This window comes from Rhodococcus sp. As11 (genome assembly GCF_048957735.1).
Classification (GTDB): domain Bacteria; phylum Actinomycetota; class Actinomycetes; order Mycobacteriales; family Mycobacteriaceae; genus Rhodococcus; species Rhodococcus gordoniae.
Window position 1 is genome coordinate 23131 of the sequence record NZ_JARDJE010000017.1, and the last position, 17543, is coordinate 40673.

At 66.9% G+C, this 17543-nt stretch carries 14 protein-coding genes; 7 read left to right on the forward strand and 7 right to left on the reverse strand.

The features are described 5' to 3' along the window. Positions 1-12 precede the first annotated feature (12 nt). The 5 genes from PV766_RS18790 to PV766_RS18810 are packed head-to-tail and all read left to right on the forward strand — an operon-like array spanning position 13 to position 6440. Entirely contained in the window at positions 13-1287 is a 1275-nt protein-coding gene (locus tag PV766_RS18790; protein ID WP_172506144.1) for a lipopolysaccharide biosynthesis protein, read from the forward strand. Next, positions 1284-2351 (forward strand): CgeB family protein, encoded by a 1068-nt coding sequence (locus PV766_RS18795; protein WP_421097640.1) that lies wholly within the window; start codon positions 1284-1286, stop codon positions 2349-2351. Before PV766_RS18790 ends, PV766_RS18795 begins: the two co-directional genes overlap by 4 nt. Continuing rightward, entirely contained in the window at positions 2348-3712 is a 1365-nt protein-coding gene (locus PV766_RS18800; RefSeq protein ID WP_129976985.1) for a hypothetical protein, read from the forward strand. Before PV766_RS18795 ends, PV766_RS18800 begins: the two co-directional genes overlap by 4 nt. Positions 3713-3728: 16 nt before the next feature. Beyond that, positions 3729-5066 carry a Wzz/FepE/Etk N-terminal domain-containing protein gene (locus PV766_RS18805; RefSeq protein WP_421097641.1) on the forward strand — a complete coding sequence of 446 codons (1338 nt, stop codon included), beginning with the start codon at positions 3729-3731 and terminating at the stop codon, positions 5064-5066. Positions 5067-5087: 21 nt separating this feature from the next. Continuing rightward, positions 5088-6440 (forward strand): glycosyl hydrolase family 28-related protein, encoded by a 1353-nt coding sequence (locus PV766_RS18810; protein WP_421097642.1) that lies wholly within the window; start codon positions 5088-5090, stop codon positions 6438-6440. An 18-nt stretch (positions 6441-6458) separates the two neighbouring features. Here PV766_RS18810 and PV766_RS18815 read toward each other — a convergent pair whose 3' ends face one another. Beyond that, positions 6459-7568 (reverse strand): glycosyltransferase, encoded by a 1110-nt coding sequence (locus PV766_RS18815; protein ID WP_129976986.1) that lies wholly within the window; start codon positions 7566-7568, stop codon positions 6459-6461. 301 nt (positions 7569-7869) lie between these two features. On the opposite strand from PV766_RS18815, the gene PV766_RS18820 reads away from it, so the two are divergent. Continuing rightward, a complete protein-coding gene (locus tag PV766_RS18820; protein WP_082920976.1) occupies positions 7870-8568 on the forward strand; it encodes a GNAT family N-acetyltransferase in 699 nt (232 codons plus the stop codon). Here PV766_RS18820 and PV766_RS18825 read toward each other — a convergent pair. Then, entirely contained in the window at positions 8510-9865 is a 1356-nt protein-coding gene (locus PV766_RS18825) for a polysaccharide pyruvyl transferase family protein (protein WP_421097643.1), read from the reverse strand. The genes PV766_RS18820 and PV766_RS18825 overlap by 59 nt on opposite strands. 255 nt (positions 9866-10120) lie before the next feature. On the opposite strand from PV766_RS18825, the gene PV766_RS18830 reads away from it, so the two are divergent. Continuing rightward, on the forward strand, positions 10121-11500 hold the full coding sequence (locus tag PV766_RS18830) for a glutamate-1-semialdehyde 2,1-aminomutase (protein ID WP_421097644.1): 1380 nt from the start codon (positions 10121-10123) through the stop codon (positions 11498-11500). Here PV766_RS18830 and PV766_RS18835 read toward each other — a convergent pair. The 5 genes from PV766_RS18835 to PV766_RS18855 form a co-directional block, all read right to left on the reverse strand. Then, a complete protein-coding gene (locus PV766_RS18835) occupies positions 11485-12141 on the reverse strand; it encodes a MazG family protein (protein WP_129976988.1) in 657 nt (218 codons plus the stop codon). The genes PV766_RS18830 and PV766_RS18835 overlap by 16 nt on opposite strands. After that, positions 12138-15791, reverse strand: a complete 3654-nt coding sequence (gene mfd / locus PV766_RS18840) for a transcription-repair coupling factor (RefSeq protein WP_207213540.1) — start codon at positions 15789-15791, stop codon at positions 12138-12140. The genes PV766_RS18835 and mfd overlap by 4 nt, the downstream gene beginning before the upstream one ends. A gap of 63 nt (positions 15792-15854) precedes the next feature. Continuing rightward, on the reverse strand, positions 15855-16454 hold the full coding sequence (locus PV766_RS18845; protein ID WP_129976989.1) for a PIN domain-containing protein: 600 nt from the start codon (positions 16452-16454) through the stop codon (positions 15855-15857). A 60-nt stretch (positions 16455-16514) separates the two neighbouring features. Further along, the gene (locus PV766_RS18850) at positions 16515-16844 is read right to left on the reverse strand and encodes a helix-turn-helix domain-containing protein (RefSeq protein ID WP_255162339.1); all 330 of its coding nucleotides are present in this window, start codon (positions 16842-16844) and stop codon (positions 16515-16517) included. Next, positions 16841-17482, reverse strand: coding sequence for a ScbR family autoregulator-binding transcription factor (locus PV766_RS18855; RefSeq protein WP_064064715.1), 642 nt, complete (start codon positions 17480-17482; stop codon positions 16841-16843). Before PV766_RS18855 ends, PV766_RS18850 begins: the two co-directional genes overlap by 4 nt. Positions 17483-17543 lie beyond the last annotated feature (61 nt).

Genomic DNA, 17543 nt, shown 5'->3' on the forward strand with positions numbered 1-17543 from the left:
GAAGAACGCCGGATGACGCGTGCTGTCACTCTCGTACGGGACATCGGATTCGTCAGCTTCGGTAAGTACGGCCAGTATCTCGTCACGGCTGTGACCCTGCCCTTGATCGCCCGCGTCCTCGGTCCCGAGGGTCTGGGCCTGCTGGCGATCGGGATGTCGGCCTACTTCATCGGATCACTGCTCGTCGATCTGGGAATCACTCAATTCCTGGCAGCGAAGGTTCCCACCAGCGATGTCAATCAGATCCGCGGCGACTACCTCGCCATCCGTGTGACGGTGCTCGTCACGCTGGGCGCCGCACTCCTCGCCGGATCGACGGTCGAAGTCGATCCTCACATCCACATGATCCTGCTCGGTCTGTTCGCGGGCGGCTTCTGGTCGATCTCCGAGGACTGGATCCTCATCGGACAGGGCCGATTCGTGGCCTCCACGCTCTACCAGGGGGTCGGCCGACTCGCCTATCTTGCCTTGTTGTTGCTGGTATTGCCTCGTTATCCGAGCGCATCCGTCGCCATGCTGTGCATGCTCACATCGTCGATCCTCACCGTCGCGCTCACCTGGCGGGATTCGCTCCACAAGTACGGGCGTCCGGCCCGGCCGTGCCGGGTCGTGCCCACCGTGCGCATGGCCGCCCCCGTATTCACGTCTCGTCTCCTGGTGGTCAGTTACGGTCAGGGAGCTGCAGCCATCTACTCTTCCGTGCTCGACGCCGCGTCCCTGGGTTTGTATTCGGCCGGTGACCGACTCGTGCGCGCCGTGCAGTCCATGCTCGATCCGATCGGCTTCGCTCTGCTGCCACGGATGGCGCGCAGCAGTGACGACGAACGATTCTGGCGGCGCGCAGGCCTCGCCATGCTTGTCTGCGTGGGCATCGCTGTCGTCGCGACCGCGGCGCTGTGGGTCGCCGCGCCGCTCATCGTGCGGCTCGTGTTCGGAAGCGAATTCGTTCATGCCGTCCCACTCCTGCGCGTAGAGGCACTCATACTTCCCGCCACGGCTCTGAGTTCGCTCGTCACCACAGCTGTCCTGCCGGTACGCGAAGACACCTCAGGTGTACTGATCGGCTCCATCGTCGGTACCTGCGTCGCGGCTCTTGCGCTCTACGTGGCGTTCCGGACCCACTCCGTGTGGGCGCTCGTCTACGGCACTGTGGCATGCGAGTTCAGCGTTGCGTTGTGGTACCTCCTCCGGACCAGGCATCTCGTGCTGCAGGAGCGGCGTACCCGGCCCTCCGACGAGAACGTCGACGAGATCGGCGTCCCCACCTGCAGGGGAGAGAAACGATGAGGATCCTCTTCGTCGGCGACGACTGGGTGGGTAGCAACGCCCGCTCGCTGGCCGACGGATTCCGTCAGGCGGGGCACGACGTGGTCGTCGTGGACACCACTGCCGTGACCCTACCCACCCGATTCTCGCCACCGTGGTTCTACTCGAAGATGCGCCGGCAACGCGCTCCGTGGGACCTCGGGTCCGTACATCGCCGGATCGAATCGGTTGCTACCGCCCTGTCTCCCGATGTGCTGTTCTGTTTCCGGACAGTGCATCTCGACCAGATCCGATTGCTCGATACGCCTGCCCGTCTGCACGTGCACTACAGCCCCGACGACGCGTCGAACCCGTACAACACGACGCCGGATTATCTTCGGCACGAACACGAGTGGGATCTCGTGGTCACCACCAAACGGCACAACGTCCCGGAACTCGCCACCCGAGGAGCCGCCGTGAAACTCGTACTGAGCGCCTATGATCCCGCCTGGCACCGCCTTTCGGCACGTCGGGACCCACAGCGGTACCTACTCGGTTTCGTCGGCAACTGCCGTCCCGATCGCCGTTCCGCCGTTCTCGCCCTGGCCGGACGTTACGGGGAGAGGATGCTCGTCCATGGCCCCGGTTGGAGACGCGTGCCCGAATTGCGTCACACCCACGCCATGGTGCGTGGCCCGGTGTACGGGGAACATTTCTCCACCGCGATCGCATCGGTGACGGCGAATCTGGTTCTCCTCAACTCCGACAATCGGGACACGCACACCTGCCGCACCTTCGAGGTGCCGGCCGCGGGCGGATTGTTCGTCGGGCAACGCACCGACGAGCATGCCGCCCTTCTCACCGAGGGCCGGGAATGTCTGCTGTTCTCCGCGGTGGACGAGCTGCACGAGATCCTCCGGTGGTGTGACCGTCGTCCTGAGCGTGCGCGAGCCGTCGCCGAGGCCGGACACCGCCGCATCGTGACCGGCAACCATCGGTACGTCGACCGCGCACGCGAGATCGTCGCCGCACTCGAGGGCAGGGACGCGCAGGGATCGTCGACGTCGGGCACGGTCGGATCCGGGACAGGGAAGGGTACGCCGTGAACTCTCCCGACATCCAGCTCGCCCTGGTGAGCACGGCTCTGATCGCGATCGTCGTAGCGGCCGCCTTCATCCCCGGCGTCGCGAGGGTGTTCTTGATCGCGCAGGCCGTATATTGGGCCCTGTCCTACGTCGCACGGCCTCTGGTGCTGTTGACAGTGCAGCCGCAACCGCGATACGCGGACAACATCGCCGATCCGCGCCTCGCTGCGATCGGCTACGACCGCGGCATCTCGGAAGTTCTGCAGCCGGTGGCATTCGGCCTGTGGGTATACGCCGGTGCCGTAGTGGCCTATGCGATCTGGACTCACCGCCGCCCCCGGACCACTCCCTCCCGGCAATCCACTGCCGACTTCGTTCCCACTCTTGCAACCGTGTACGCGATAGGCATCGTCGGGCGCGCTGTCATGTACCTCACGGGATCGACCGGTCAAGCCGGAGACGTTCAGAGCGCCGATCCTGTTCTCGGCTTCGTCGCACAACTCGCCACGGTCGGCGCGATCGGGCTGATCATCTTCATCCGGCCCACGGGCCGAAGAACGACATTCGTCCTGCTCGCTGCGCTGCTCACGATCGAGTTGTTGTGGACGGTGGCAGTCGAGTCGAAGACACCCGTCATGAGTGCCGCCATGGCCGTGGCCGTCCGGTTCGCCTTACACGGCTGGTCCCGTCTGCGAGTCGTGGGCATCGTCCTGATCTCGGCTGTGGGTATCGGCGCGTTCGGGTGGCTGCAGTCGATCAAACAACCCGACTACGTACGAGCAGAGGCGTTGCCACGGGATTCGGCCTATCCTCCGTCGGTACAGCCGTATCTGAGCATCCTGCGGCGATTCGATCTGCTCGAAGCTGCTACGGACAGTTATTACATGGTCATGCGTCCGTGGATGACTCCTCTGGAAGTCGCCCAGCACGGTCTCCAGAGTTTGATTCCCGCACAGCTCCTCGGCGCCGAGAAGCTACGATCCGGGACCGCCTGGGCCGTCGAGGTGCGGGGGTCGTCCATGGATATGAGCCGGATCTCGGTTTCCCTCGCCGACGGAAACATCAACGAGGGATTCGTCATCGCCGGATACCCGGGTGTCGCCGTCGGTGTGCTGTTCACCCTCGGGTTGCTCCTGCTCGGCGTGCGGGCGTTGCAGGCCCGACACATCGTCGTGGTGGCCCTGGGACTGGCGATTACGGCATCCCCGATCCTTTTCGAACGAGGGTTCCTCGGCAGCATGGAGGTGATCGGCAAATCCCTCCAGCTCGTCGTGTTGGTCTGGCTCGTCGACATGACCGTTCGCGAATACCGCAAACGCACCACCTCCACGGCAGCCACAGCTCCGTCAACACACACGTCCAGCGCAGTCGTCGGGGAATGAGAAGAGGGGTGCAACCATGGCATTGAGTGACTACTTGGGAATCGTGCGCCGCAGGTGGCACATCATTCTCGCGACGGCCCTCGCCTGCGCGGCCCTTGCCTGGGCATACACGTCCACAATCCCGACCGTCTACGTGTCGACGACCCGCATGTATGTATCGATGGCGACCGGCACATCGGTCAACGACTCCTATCAGGGCGGCCTCGCAGCGCAACAGCGCATCACGTCGTATCCGTATGTCGCGACGGGGGCCACCGTCGCCGAGCGAGTCGTCGACCGGCTCGGCTCGACCATCTCACCGAGCGAACTGCAGGGCAAGGTGTCGGCGACGTTCCCGCCGGCCACCACCCTGCTCGAGATCTCGGTGACCGACTCCACTCCCGAAACGGCACGTCAGCTTTCCCGTGCCGTTTCGGACGAATTCGCGCAGCTCGTCGCAGAGATGGAAACGACCGTGGTCGGTGCGGCGCCGGCCGCCCGCGTGTCTGTCGTCGATCCGGCCACATTGCCCACCGAACCCATCGGCCCGAACGCGAAACGCAATCTCGCACTCGGCATCATCGCCGGACTCTGCCTCGGCTTCCTGCTCGCCTTCTTCCGGGACAAGCTCGATCCGACGGTCCGCACCCCGGATCAGCTCGCCCGTTCCGCGGGCGTGCCGGTCCTGGGTACGATCTCATCTCACAGCATCGACGCGACGAGAGATGTGGGGCGGCTGCGCGCACACATCACCGCAGCGCGCCAGGGCCGGGATCGGCTGGTGGTCATGTTCACGAGTTTCACCGAGGAGTCCGACCCGCGCGTCGCCACGCGGCTCGCCAAGGCATTGGCGGACACGGGCGCTCGGGTCGCTCTGATCGATGCCGACACGTCCGGCGAGGGCGTCACTCGACTTCTCGATATGCAGTCGGTACCCGGAGTCGCCGAATGGCTGCGGGACGAGTACCCGCCACTGACCGAATTTCCCGTCCGGTCGGAGTCGGGGGTTTCGATCGTCCCACTCGGCGCCGCCGACGAGCGCACGTCGGACCTGCTGACAACGGATCGGTTCGCCGGCCTTCTCTCGGCGCTGGAGGATCGCTTCGACTACATTCTCGTGGTCGCCGCTCCGGTGCTCACGGACTCTGCCGCGCTCGATATCTCGACGCATTGCGACGCATCGATCGCCGTGGTTCGACTCGGCACCACGAAAGCGCCCCGGGTGCAAGCCGCTGCGGATGTCTTCGGCGCGTCCGGAGCAAGACTCCTCGGGGCCGTTACGACCGACACGGCACGTACTCGCCGATCCGTTCGAGCCAGAAAGCGCCGGAGTTCCCGGTCGGCAGCGGATCTCGGACTCGCGTATTCCCCCTAGCGTCCCTCCGGGTGGACGAGAATGGCCGATATGGTGTTCAACCGGCGAAAAATGCTCGCCGCGTCGTTCGGCGCCGCGGCAGCACTTCCCCTGGCGTGCTCGCCGCGGGCACCGGTCCCCGATGTCGAACGGGAGGTTCCCGAGGTGTCGAGCGTGTCGCAGCGACGCAACGTCCGTGACTTCGGTGCTGTGGGTGACGGTACGGCAGACGACACCGAAGCAATCGCCCGTGCGGCCTCCGCGGGCGACGGGCCCGCTGTCCTGTACCTCCCGGCCGGCTACTACCGCGTCACCGCCTGGCCCGATCTGCCGGACTTCTCCACGGTGACCGGGGACGGCGGCGACGTCACCATCGTGTTCTACGAAGGGGGCGGACCGCTGATCTCGCTTCGTGATCGGCACCGTGTCCGCTTCGCACGTCTCGGTGTCTATCTGACGGGTCCGGAAGCCGTCGCCGTGTCACTGTCCGGTTCGTTCCGGTGTTCGTTCGATTCGGTGGTCCTGCGAGGAAGCCATCTCAGTGAGAACTTCCCGCTCTACCGCGCCCAGCAGGGCGTGGTCCTGGAAGGGAACACGGGCGGAACCACCTTCGTCGACTGCGACATCAACAATTTCGGAATCGGGTTGGTCACCTCGTGTATCCAGAACTATCTGACGGCCTCGAAACTGACGAACAATTACATCGGGGTCCTGGGCACCGGAAACGATCACAACGCCGGGTTGTCCCTGACCGATGTCGAATTCGTGTCCGACAACGATCCGAGGACGACCGACCGGCACATCCGCATCGACGGTGCCGCCAACAACTGGTGGCTGACCAACGTGTGGTTCGAAGGGGCGGACACCGCTCTGTCCGTCGGTGAACGCGGCCGCGGCGGGCCCTCCCAACTGGGCTTGGTCAACTGCAAGATCGCAGCCCGGAGCGTGTGTCTGGATCTGATCTACTGCCGCCAGCCCTATCTCGCCAACGTGCGCTTCGATCCGGACACCGAGGTGTTTCCGACCGAACTGCGCATCGACCCGGAAGGGTGCCCGGAAGGCACCGCGGTCAATCTCGTTTCGAGCGCGTCCACCGACATCGACCTCGCCACTTTCCCCGAGGATTGGAACGTCGTCGGGCGCGGCGTCCTCTCGGGTGGGACCTTCGTAGGGCCCGTGGTGACCCGCGCGGTCGACGACGGAGATCTGTTGCGAGCCGAGAACAGCGACGGCGAAACGCTGTCCGCGATCCTCGCCGACGGATCGTGGCTGTCGGATCGGCCCGGGTCGGGTCCGATCCTCCGGGACGACGACGGACGGTACTGGCGATTGCGGGTCACCACGAAGGGCACGGTGGAAACGGAACCACTCGGTGATCGGCGCCCCGCCGGATGACACCTCCGGTCGACCGTGTCATCTCGTCACCTGATCGACGACATCTCGCATCCGTTCCCGGAACATGCGCCGGGAGAAGGTCTCCGCCTGCGATCGGATCCTCCCGGGATCGTAATTCCTCCCGTCGAAATCCCTCATCGCGGTGGCGAAGTTGTCGACCAGTTCCGCATCGGTGCCGCCGGACACGTGCAGCCCGGTCGATCCGGGTAGAACGGTGTCGAGAGCTCCGCCCGCGCCCAGGGCGATCACCGGTGTGCCGCAGGCCATCGCCTCGACAGGCACGATCCCGAAGTCCTCGAGACCGGGCATCACCACTGCACGACAGCGTCGGTACATGTCGACCAGCTGTCTGTGCGGAACGCGTCCGAGGAAGGCCACCGTCTCCCCTGCGATCTTCCGGCAGTGCTCCGTACTGCGACCGTCACCCACGACCACGAGACGCGTCCCCGCAGTGTTCGCCGCCCGAATCGCCAGGTCCGGCCGCTTGTACGGAACGAGGCGTCCCGCGAGCAGGAAGAAGTCCTCCCGCGGCACACCGCTGTCGGGGGTGAATGCTTCGGTGTCGACCGGTGGGTGGACGACCACGGAGTCGCGGTTCCACCACCGGCGGATGCGGTCGGCGACGGTGGTGGAGTTCGCCACGATACGAGACAACCGGGGCGCGGCAGCAAGTTCGGCACGCCGCGCGGATACGGCGAGCAACCCGAGTGCGACTCCTCCCGGACGACCACCGCCCTCGCCCTCACGCAACGATGCGTCCCATGCCCACCGTGCCGGACTGTGCACATATGCGATCGTCGGTGCCGTCGTGGCGAAGACCGCCTGGCTTGCGAAGGCATGGTGGCTGATGACGACGATATCGGCGCGGTCGAGCTTCATGCTTCGAAAGCTTCTCGCCATCAAGGGAAGAAGAGGGGCGTACGAACGTTCCCCCGACAGGTGGTAGAGCCCGTCGAGCCACGTCGTGTCGATCCGTGTGCGCAGCCGGGACGGGATACCGGACGGTCGGGCGATCGGGACGTGGACCCTCGCCTGCGGCCACTGCACCGCCAGTTGTTCGACGACCTGCTCCGAGCCTGCGATCTCGGTGAACCGTTCGTGGACCAGGGCGACGCGACGCGCGCTCACGGCACTCGACGGTGGGTAGCGGGCGGCAGTGGAATGTCGTTGTCGGGCCGGATCATGTGTCGCCTCTTTCGATTCGGTCCCCGTCCCTTGTACGGACGCTATCACCGGAGGACGCGACCGGACGGATGTTCGGACCGTCGTGCGGCGTTCGTCCCGTTCGGTCCGGTTCCCGTCCGGCCGATTCGGTCGTTCCGACCGAATCCTTCCCGTCCCGGCGAGTACGCTGGATCCACACCCTCCACCGCCGGTGGTCGCCGTTTCATTGTCCGCCCCGTCGGAGTCGCCCAGCAGAGGTGAACGCATGAAGCGTCCCAGGCCGTTCGTGGTGCTCACCACGGCGGGAAGACTGTATACCCGCCCCCTGCGCCACCGGCTCCGGTGCAAGCAGGGTTACAGCCTGTGTGTGCGACTGGGTCCCGTCGAGGTGTCGGGGCATCGCCTCGTCCTCCGGTCACCCCGTCTGTCGGACTGGTCTCGCTGGCAAGCACTCCGGATCCGCGACCGGCGGTTCATCGAACCGTTCTGGACCTCGTCCTCGCTTCCCTGGGAGGAACGCCACAGCGAGCAGGCATGGGTCGACGAGTACCTGCACGCCCGCAGCGAGGCCCGGGCAGGACGTGCCCTGCCCTTGGTCATCGAGGTGGACGGCCTGTTCGCCGGACAGTTCAATCTCGAACATATCGACCGGTGGGCGGGTCTGGCAGAGGCGGGGGTATGGATCGATTCGACCCTCGCCGGCAAGGGTGTCGCCCTGGCCGCCGCCCGGATGCTCGCCGACTACGGGTTCGGTCCCCTCGGGCTGCACCGCATCACCGCACCCGTGTGCGTGGGAAACGTTCCCGCGGCGCACTGTGCCGAGCAGACCGGGATGCGCCGGGAGGGCACCATGGTCGGCTATCTCGATGTGGGCGGCTCCCGGAAGGATCACCACCTCTGGGCCATCACCGCGGAGATGTGGGCGGCGGAGAAGGATCGGATTGCGGATCGCGCCGCGCGCTGACCGGCAGCTCCACGAGGTCGCCGATGCGGTCGAAGACCGCCCGGCTCGCGCGGATCTGCCGGTCCGCGCGCGTGAGCAGCTCACTACGCATGTCCGGCGCGTCGGCCCAGACCTTTCCGATCACCGCACGGAGGCGGTCCGGCATTCCGTCCTCGTCCAGCCGGACGGTCTCGATTCCGGTACCGAACATGGAGCTCAATCCGGCGAACTTGTCGTCGTAGTAACGCGACGTCGAGAGCCCTACGACCGAGATCCCTTGCGACAGCGCGAAGACGGCCACGTGGTAGGCACCGGTGACGATCATTCGGCACCGCCCCACCCGGTGCGAGAGTGCCCGTGCTCCGGCGAACCTGCCGAGCGGCGGGATCGTCCCCGAATACTCGGCGAGCAGTGGCATCGTCGACCTTCGGTCCTCTGCGTCGTGTTCGGACACGATCAGCGGGACGAGGTGGGCGGCATGGGCAGCGGCCTTCTCGCGCACCGCACGTCCCACCGCGTCGCTGATCGCGGCACCGACCGGGGAATACTCGGCCACTCGCAGACATACGCCGAGATCCGTACCGAGTTCCGCTCGCCGCGTGGAGTAACCGAGTTCCACCGCGTCGTCCCCCGTCACCACGACGCGGTCCGCAGGGACACCCAGGGAGTGCAGCAGTTCCGGTCCGCGCAGGTCTTCGCGGAGCCCGATCAGATCCACTCGCGGCAGAACCTGCGCGGCCCGCTCGAGCAGGTCGGGCGCGGTGAGCGGACCGAACCCCTGTCCCGTCATCGCGGTGGGAATTCCCAGATCTGCGGCCCGCTCGAGCAATGTCAGGGTCCGTTCCGTCTGGAACCGGTCGATGTCGGTCATGTATCCGCCTCCGATCGCAACCACCACGGAAGCGGTGGCCACTGCATCCGGCACCGTCCGGTCTTCGTCCGCTGTTCCCCTCACACGCCGCACCCGCCGGGTGATTCGGCCGGGCACAGCGACCGCAGCGTCCCAAGCATTCATCGGAGCACCCGCGATCCCGGGGCCCAGCAGGCTTGCCGGCCCCGGCCGTCGGCGTCGGCGCGGCCAACTTCCACCCCGTTGGTAGCAGATCGCGTCGACACGCGGTTCATAGGCTCGCAGCAACGCGGGCGCCGAGGTAAGCACCCCGATTCGGGCGTGCGGCCATCGCTCGGCGAACCGCCGTACGGTCTCGTCGAGAATTGCGAGGTCGCCCTTGTTGTTGAGCCAGTACTCCCCGTTCTCGAGGAGAACGCGAACCTCGCACGAAGCACCGCCGGTCGGAGAGAGGACGCGATTCGTCATGTCGGCACCTTCGGGCACTCGCGAACTTCGAACGGTCGGAGAAATATCTGACTGTCGGACCGAATTGTCCGGTCCGACAAGGAAGGACGATCCGTACCGAACAATACCCGATTCTGTGAGCGCCCGTCTCCCGCGGGCGACGAGCGGAGCGATACGGAGACAGGAAACGTCGAATTCACTCGTTCCCCACGAGGTTCGACAGTGCTGATGACACAATCGGATTCTCGACGATTCTCCGAGCGATGGAGTTCGCTCATGACGCACCCGTCCGACCACCGTGATCGATTCTTCGCTCGATCTGCCGAACTGCAGGCACGCCTCCACGAGCTCGTTCCCGGTGGCGCTCACACCTACGCCCGCGGATCCGATCAATACCCCGAGTTCATCACCCCCGTGCTCGAACGAGGAGCAGGTGCCCGAGTATGGGATGCCGACGGCAACGACTACGTCGAGTACGGCATGGGACTACGCTCGGTCACTCTGGGGCACGGTTATCGACCCGTCGTCGATGCCGTCACCGCCGCCGTGACGAACGGGACCAACTTCACTCGGCCGACGACCCTCGAACTCGCCGCCGCCGAGGACTTCCTCGCCCTCGTACCCGCCGCAGACATGGTGAAGTTCGCGAAGAACGGGTCCGATTCGACCACTGCCGCGGTACGACTGGCACGTGCGGTCACCGGTCGTCGGCACGTCGTGGCATGCGATCAGCCCTTCTTCTCGGTCGACGACTGGTTCATCGGAACGACGGCCATGAAGTCCGGGATCCCGGACGAGACCTGTGAACACACACATCGGTTCCGGTACAACGACCTCGGCTCTCTCGAGCGGGCATTGTCGGCACAGCCGACGGCCTGCGTGATCCTCGAGGCCGCGACGGCCCTCGCCGAACCGGCTCCCGGTTTTCTCGAAGGTGTACGCCGATTGTGCGATCACCACGGTGCGCTGCTGATCTTCGACGAGATGATCACGGGCTTCCGCTGGTCCGAACACGGAGCACAGGGCGTGTACGGCATCCGCCCGGACCTGTCGTGCTGGGGCAAGGCCATGGGTAACGGTTTCCCCGTCGCCGCCCTGGCAGGCCGGCGCGAATTCATGGAGCTCGGTGGTCTGCGCACCGACAGCGACCGTGTGTTCCTCTTGTCGACCACGCACGGACCCGAATCGGGGGGGCTGGCCGCCTTCCGCGCGGTGGTGCGCGCGTACGCCACCGAGGATCCGATCGGACGGATGGAGGCGGCCGGTCGCAGGCTCGCGGATGCGGTGAATGCGGCGGCGTCCGATCTCGGCGTCGAACGGTACGTCCAGGTGCTCGGGCGGCCCTCCTGCCTGATCTTCGTCACTCGCGATCCGGATCTGCAGCCGTCACAGCAGTTCCGCACGCTGTTCCTGCAGGAGATGCTCACGCGCGGAGTGCTCGGTCAATCGTTCGTCATCTCGGCAGCGCACACCGACACCGACGTGGACGAGACCGTCGAGGCAGCGCGCGAGGCCATGTCGGTATACCGCCGAGCCCTGGACGCGGGCGGGGTCGCCGGACTCCTCCGAGGCCGGCCCGTCGCTCCAGCGCTACGCGCCCGCGCGGAGCCGAGGCGCCTCGACGACGCATCCACCGGATTTCACTTCTCCCAGTAACGTTCCCACGCATCGGTATCCAGGGCGCCGTAGGGCACGCCGTCGGCATGGGCCGCTTTCTCTGCCGCCCGCACGGCCGCCACGAAATGCATTGTGGCACTGCGCAGCGCGCTCTCCGCATCACCGTCCCCGGTGACTCGTACCAACCGCAACTCGGCCGGGACGAGATGTGCGGGAAGGCCGGCCCGAGTGGCACGCTCGATCACCTTGTCCGTCAAGGAGAGTGCGGGCTGCGCCATCGCGATCCCGTCGAGACACGACGCCCGGGCCTTCTCCGCCTTCTTCGCGACCTCCCACGCCGCCTCCTGTTCCGCGACGTCGAGCGGGCCGGTGTGCCCGTTGGTCAGGTGCGGGCTCCGTGCGGCCAGCTTGGCGACGAGCGTGGCGGCCACGTCCTCGACGGTGAACTGCCCGTTCGCCTCGGCGATCCGCGAGTGGAACAGCACCTGCAGGAGCAGGTCGCCGAGTTCCTCACGGAGCTCGTCCGGATCGCCCGACTCGACGGCGTCGAGCACCTCGTAGGTCTCCTCGATCAGATAACGGCGCAGGCTCTCGTGGGTCTGGGTGACCTCCCAACCCCCGAACGACCACAGTCTGTCCATCACGGCCGCCGCCTCGACGAGAGCGGTGTAGTCGGTCATGCATTCACCGTGGCCGCGCTGTTCAGGTCCACCATCCCTTGCGGTTTGCCGTCGAGCGCCAGCAGGAAGTCGGCGATGTACTGCAGCAACGCCACGTCCCGCACCCGATCCGATCCGACACCGCCGGTCCGTGGGATCGGCAACTGGACGAGGCCGCTGGTCGCACGGTACTGCGCGCCCGGATACAACCGCTTGAGCCGCATCTGCTTCGAGTCGGGCAGTTCCATCGGCGAGATCCGGATCTGGGTTCCGGTGACGGCGACCTCCTCGAGGCCGTACTCGCGGCACAGCAGCCGGAGCCTGCCGACGGACACGAGCCGCTGAACCTCCTCGGGCAGCGGGCCGTACCGGTCGACGAGTTCGTGGACGACCGTGGCGATCGCCGCATCGTCGTTCGCGGCCGCGAGCTTGCGGTACGCCTCGAGACGCAACCGATCGGACGCGACGTAGTCGGCGGGGATGTGCGCGTCGACGGGAAGGTCGACCCGCACCTCCTTGGGCGCTTCGTCGGTGGTGACGGTCCGGCCGTCTGCTGCTGCCCTGTATGCCTCGACGGCCTCACCGACGAGCCGCACGTACAGGTCGAAGCCGACACCCGCGACGTGACCGGACTGCTCGCCGCCGAGAACGTTTCCGGCACCGCGGATCTCGAGATCCTTCATGGCGACGGCCATACCCGCGCCGAGATCGGAGTTCTGCGAGATCGTGGCGAGCCGGTCGTAGGCCGTCTCCGTCAGCGGCTTCTCCGCCGGGTACAGGAAGTACGCGTAGCCGCGCTCCCGCGAACGCCCGACACGTCCGCGCAACTGGTGCAGCTGCGACAGGCCGAGCGCATCCGCCCGTTCGACGATGAGGGTGTTGGCATTGGAGATGTCGAGACCGGTCTCGACGATCGTGGTGCACACCAGCACGTCGAACTCGCGCTGCCAGAAGCCTTGCACCGTCTTCTCGAGCGTGTCCTCGTTCATCTGCCCGTGCGCCACCGCGACCCGCGCCTCCGGAACGAGGTCGCGAAGCCGCTTGGCGGCCTTGTCGATCGAGCTCACCCGGTTGTGGACGTAGAAGACCTGACCGTCGCGCAACAACTCTCGCCGGATGGCCGCGGCGACCTGCTTGTCGTTGTACGCGCCCACATAGGTGAGGATCGGATGCCGTTCCTCGGGCGGAGTGAGGATGGTCGACATCTCGCGGATCCCGGCCATACTCATCTCGAGGGTGCGAGGGATCGGCGTGGCCGACATCGTGAGCACGTCGACGTGGGTGCGCAGCGCCTTGATGTGTTCCTTGTGCTCGACGCCGAAACGCTGTTCCTCGTCGACGACCACGAGACCGAGGTCCTTCCAGCGGACGCCGGTCTGCAGCAGGCGGTGGGTGCCGACGACGATGTCGACGGTGCCGTCGGCCATGCCCTCGATGATCGCGCGCGACTCGGCCGCGTCGGTGAACCGGCTCAATCCCTTGACCGTCACGGGGAAGGCCGCCATCCGCTCGGTGAAGGTCTGCAGATGCTGCTGCGCGAGCAGAGTCGTGGGGACGAGCACCGCGACCTGCTTGCCGTCCTGCACGGCCTTGAACGCCGCGCGCACGGCGATCTCGGTCTTGCCGTAGCCGACGTCGCCGATCACGACGCGGTCCATCGGTACCGGCTTCTCCATGTCGGCCTTGACCTCGGAGATCACCGTGAGCTGGTCCTGCGTCTCGGTGAAGGGGAAGGCGTCCTCCATCTCCTTCTGCCACGGCGAGTCGGGCGCGAAGGCGTGGCCGGGTGAGGCCTGCCGCGCCGCGTACAACCGCACGAGTTCGCCGGCGATCTCCCGAACCGCCTTGCGGGCCTTGCGTTTGGTGTTGGCCCAGTCGGATCCGCCGAGCTTGCTGACGGACGGCAGTTCGCCACCGACGTAACGGGAGAGCTGGTCGAGTTGTTCCATCGGAACGAACAGTTTGTCGCCGGGCTGGCCGCGCTTGCCGGGTGCGTACTCGATGACGAGGTATTCGCGGCGGGCGCCACCGACGGTCCGTTCGACCATCTCGACGAACTTGCCGATGCCGTGCTGGTCGTGGACGACGAAATCGCCGGCGTTCAGGGCGAGCGGGTCGACCTGGTTGCGGCGCTTGACGGGCGTCTTGCGTCCCTCGGTGACGACGCGGTTGCCGGTGAGGTCGGCTTCGGTGACGACGACCAGGCCCGGCACCACATTGTCGTCGTTGCCGGGAAGCACCACGCCCTCGTGCAGACAGCCGCGCATGACACCGACCTGCCCGCGCACCGGTTCGGAGCCGGGCTCGAGTTTCGCGGCGGGGACCTCGTTCTCCTTCAGCCGCTCGAGGACGCGCTGCCCGGTCCCCGTGCCGGCAACGACGATCACCGCACGCCCACCGGCGGTGACGTGCGCGCGCAGGTTCACGAACAGCATCGACAACAGGTCCTCGGAACCGCGGACTTCGGGTGCCGGCTGTACATCGAGGACGATCTCGCTCTCGGAACCCGAGGCGAGCGGGCTCAGCGTCCACCACGGTGTCCCTGCCGCCTGCGCGGCCTCGCGCACCTGGCGCAGCGATCGGTAGGCCGACTCGCCGAGATCGAGCTTCTTCCCGTCCACTCCGTTGAGATTCGAGGTGTCGAGCGGCACCGCACCACCGAGCGAAGCCGCCGTCCACGACGCCTCGAGGAACTCCTGCCCGGTGCGGGCGAGATCGCTCGCCCGGGTGCGGACCTTCTCCGGATCGCAGATCAGCACGTGCGCGCCGGCGGGCAGAACGTCGGTGAGCAACTGCAGCTCGCCGGACTGCAGCACCGGCAGCAACGCTTCCATGCCCTCGACGGGAATGCCCCCGGCCATCTTGTCGAGCATCTCGACGAGCGCCGCGTCGGCCGGGTTGTCCTGGGCGAGCTGCGCGGCCCGGGCCTTGACCTCCTCGGTGAGCAGCAGTTCGCGGCACGGCGGCGCGATGAGCACCGGCACGTCGACCTCGGTGATCGACCGCTGGTCGGCGACGGAGAAACATCGCAGTTCGGTGACCTCGTCGCCCCAGAATTCGACGCGGACCGGATGGTCGGCGGTCGGGGGGAAGATGTCGAGAATGCCGCCGCGCACCGCGAACTCGCCGCGCTTGCCGACCATGTCGACCCGGGTGTAGGCGAGTTCGACGAGTCGCTCGACGAGCTCCTCGAAGTCGTGTTCGGTGCCGACCCGCAGGGTGACGGGATCGATCTCGCCGAGTCCGGGTGCCATCGGCTGCACCAGCGACCGCACGGTGGCGACCACGACCCCGAGTTCGGGTCCGAGGTCGCGATCATCGGGACGGGCGAGGCGACGCAGGAGGTGCAGGCGACGGCCCACGGTGTCGGCGCTCGGAGACAGGCGCTCGTGCGGCAGGGTCTCCCACGAGGGGAACTGTGCGACCGAGTCGCCGAGCATCTCGGTGAGTTCGGCGGTGAGATCGTCGGCCTCGCGTCCGGTGGCGGTGACCACGAGCAGCGGCGTCTTCTCGGCCAGCGCCGCCGCGACGAACGGCCGGGCGGAGGGCGGTGCGACGATCTCCTGTTCGGCGGAACCGGCGAGATCGCCGATCCTGCTCAGTCGGTGGTCGGCCAGCGCGATCCGCGCCAATCCGGACAGTGGGACAGCGGCCGGGGGCACAGCAGACAAGGAAGGCGCTCCTGAGTGTGGGACGAGAACCTTGTCGAGTCTATTCCGCTGCCCCCTCGTGCGTCACCGCGCCGGGGCGCGAGGAGGATCACCGCGCCGGGGCGCGAGCAGGTCGGCGCTGTTGGCACCGAGCTCACGGGCCGCCCAGCCGGCCAGTCCGGCGAGCAGTTCCTCGTCGCCCGCCTCGCGCCGGGCGTCGTCGGTGAGCCAGCGACGTCGCACCATCCTCAGCAGGGCTGTGCGGGTGCGGGCGGGATCCGCGTCGAGCGCGAAGGTGACGAACGCGTCGGGAGTCCACGCTTCGATGCCCGACCGTTCCAGCGCCCCGGTGAGCTCGGGATCGGCGGTGATCACGGCGTCGGCGTGGCACAGCAATGCCACCGACGTCACGTGCGCTTCCCGCGGGCCCGTCACGTGCGGCACCTCGCGCAGGACGGTGGTGGGCCAGACCACGCGGGCGTCGGGGAAGGCGCGGTCGAGTTCGGCGAAGAGGAAGTCGCGGGCGGGGCGCAACAGCTCCTGCGGGAGCCGACGGTCCACCTCCGCGACGATCCCGTCGCTCCAGAAGGGTTGATACAGGCCCTCTTCGGCCAGGGCGAGCGCCACATCACGCAGCCGGGGACGGGAGAGCACCGTCGCACCGAGTACCACTCGAACCGGCATCGTCACCCTTCGTCGAATCGTGTGCCCGTCCATGCTGTCGTCACGGGTCGCACAGTACTGTCAGAACGGGTCGTACAGGCCCTCGCGACGCGTGAGGTCGGCGAGACCGTCGAGGACCGTCGTGACCACCTCCGCCTGCCGGATCGCGAGTTCGCGGACGTCGGAGCGCGACACGCGCCGGTGCAGACCGTGGAAGTCGGCGGCGAGCGCGCCCGTGTCCACCAGGTGGGCCACGTAACGGCGGGAACAGCCGAGTACGTCGGCGGCCTGGGCGATCGTCAGCAGGGGCGGCACGACACCGATGGTCACGGCGGTGTCGGGACCGAACCGGTCGAGCAGGCGCGCGAGCGCTGCGGGTGCCTCGTCGGCGGAGAACGGACCGAAACTCACGACGGCAGCCGCAGGCGGCGCTCCACGAACTGCCGGAAGTATTCGAGCTTGTTCGCCGGCACCAGCGCGGGCAGGATCATCCGCCACATCGAGCCCGTCCGTTCGGCGAGCCGATCGATCGCCTTGAGGGCGTTCGCCATGATCCGAGCGCCCATCGCCTGCTCGAGGAGCAGCAGGGAGACGGCGTGGACGTCGACGTCCTCGACGAGGTCGCCCTCCTCGGCCGCCCTGGTGGCCAGCTCCTGCAGAGTGCTCTGCCAGGTCTCGTAGGGGCGGTGCTCGGTGCCCTGATAGTCGCCGATCTCGACGAGCAGACGGAACATCGCCCGCACCACCGGATCGGTCTCGGCCATGTCGACGTGGAGTACGGACAGATCGATCAGTGTCTCGAGAGCCGGGGAGCGGCGGTCCATCTTGGATTCGGCGGCGGCCGCGAAGCGCAGATACCCGGAGTCGATCACTCCGCGCGCCAACTCTTCCTTCGAACCGAAATGGAAGTACAGCGCCCCCTTGGTGACACCGGCCTCCTCGATGATGTCGCCCAGATTCGCGTCCGCGTATCCGTCGCGGACGAATACGGTCGCTGCGCCCTGCAGCACGGATTCGCGCGTCACCTCTGCGCGTACTTGTCGTCCCACCACAGCCTGCCTTCTCACGGGTATCCCTACGATAACGCCGCTTACCCGGAAGTAGAGACCA

Coding starts and splice junctions, on each gene's coding strand:
- PV766_RS18805 (WP_421097641.1), top strand. CDS start 3,729: ATGGCATTGAGTGACTACTTGGGAATCGTGCGCCGCAGGTGGCACATC.
- PV766_RS18810 (WP_421097642.1), top strand. CDS start 5,088: ATGGCCGATATGGTGTTCAACCGGCGAAAAATGCTCGCCGCGTCGTTC.
- PV766_RS18835 (WP_129976988.1), bottom strand. CDS start 12,141: ATGACCGACTACACCGCTCTCGTCGAGGCGGCGGCCGTGATGGACAGA.
- PV766_RS18845 (WP_129976989.1), bottom strand. CDS start 16,454: ATGCCGGTTCGAGTGGTACTCGGTGCGACGGTGCTCTCCCGTCCCCGG.
- PV766_RS18825 (WP_421097643.1), bottom strand. CDS start 9,865: ATGACGAATCGCGTCCTCTCTCCGACCGGCGGTGCTTCGTGCGAGGTT.
- PV766_RS18820 (WP_082920976.1), top strand. CDS start 7,870: ATGAAGCGTCCCAGGCCGTTCGTGGTGCTCACCACGGCGGGAAGACTG.
- PV766_RS18795 (WP_421097640.1), top strand. CDS start 1,284: ATGAGGATCCTCTTCGTCGGCGACGACTGGGTGGGTAGCAACGCCCGC.
- PV766_RS18830 (WP_421097644.1), top strand. CDS start 10,121: ATGACGCACCCGTCCGACCACCGTGATCGATTCTTCGCTCGATCTGCC.
- PV766_RS18790 (WP_172506144.1), top strand. CDS start 13: ATGACGCGTGCTGTCACTCTCGTACGGGACATCGGATTCGTCAGCTTC.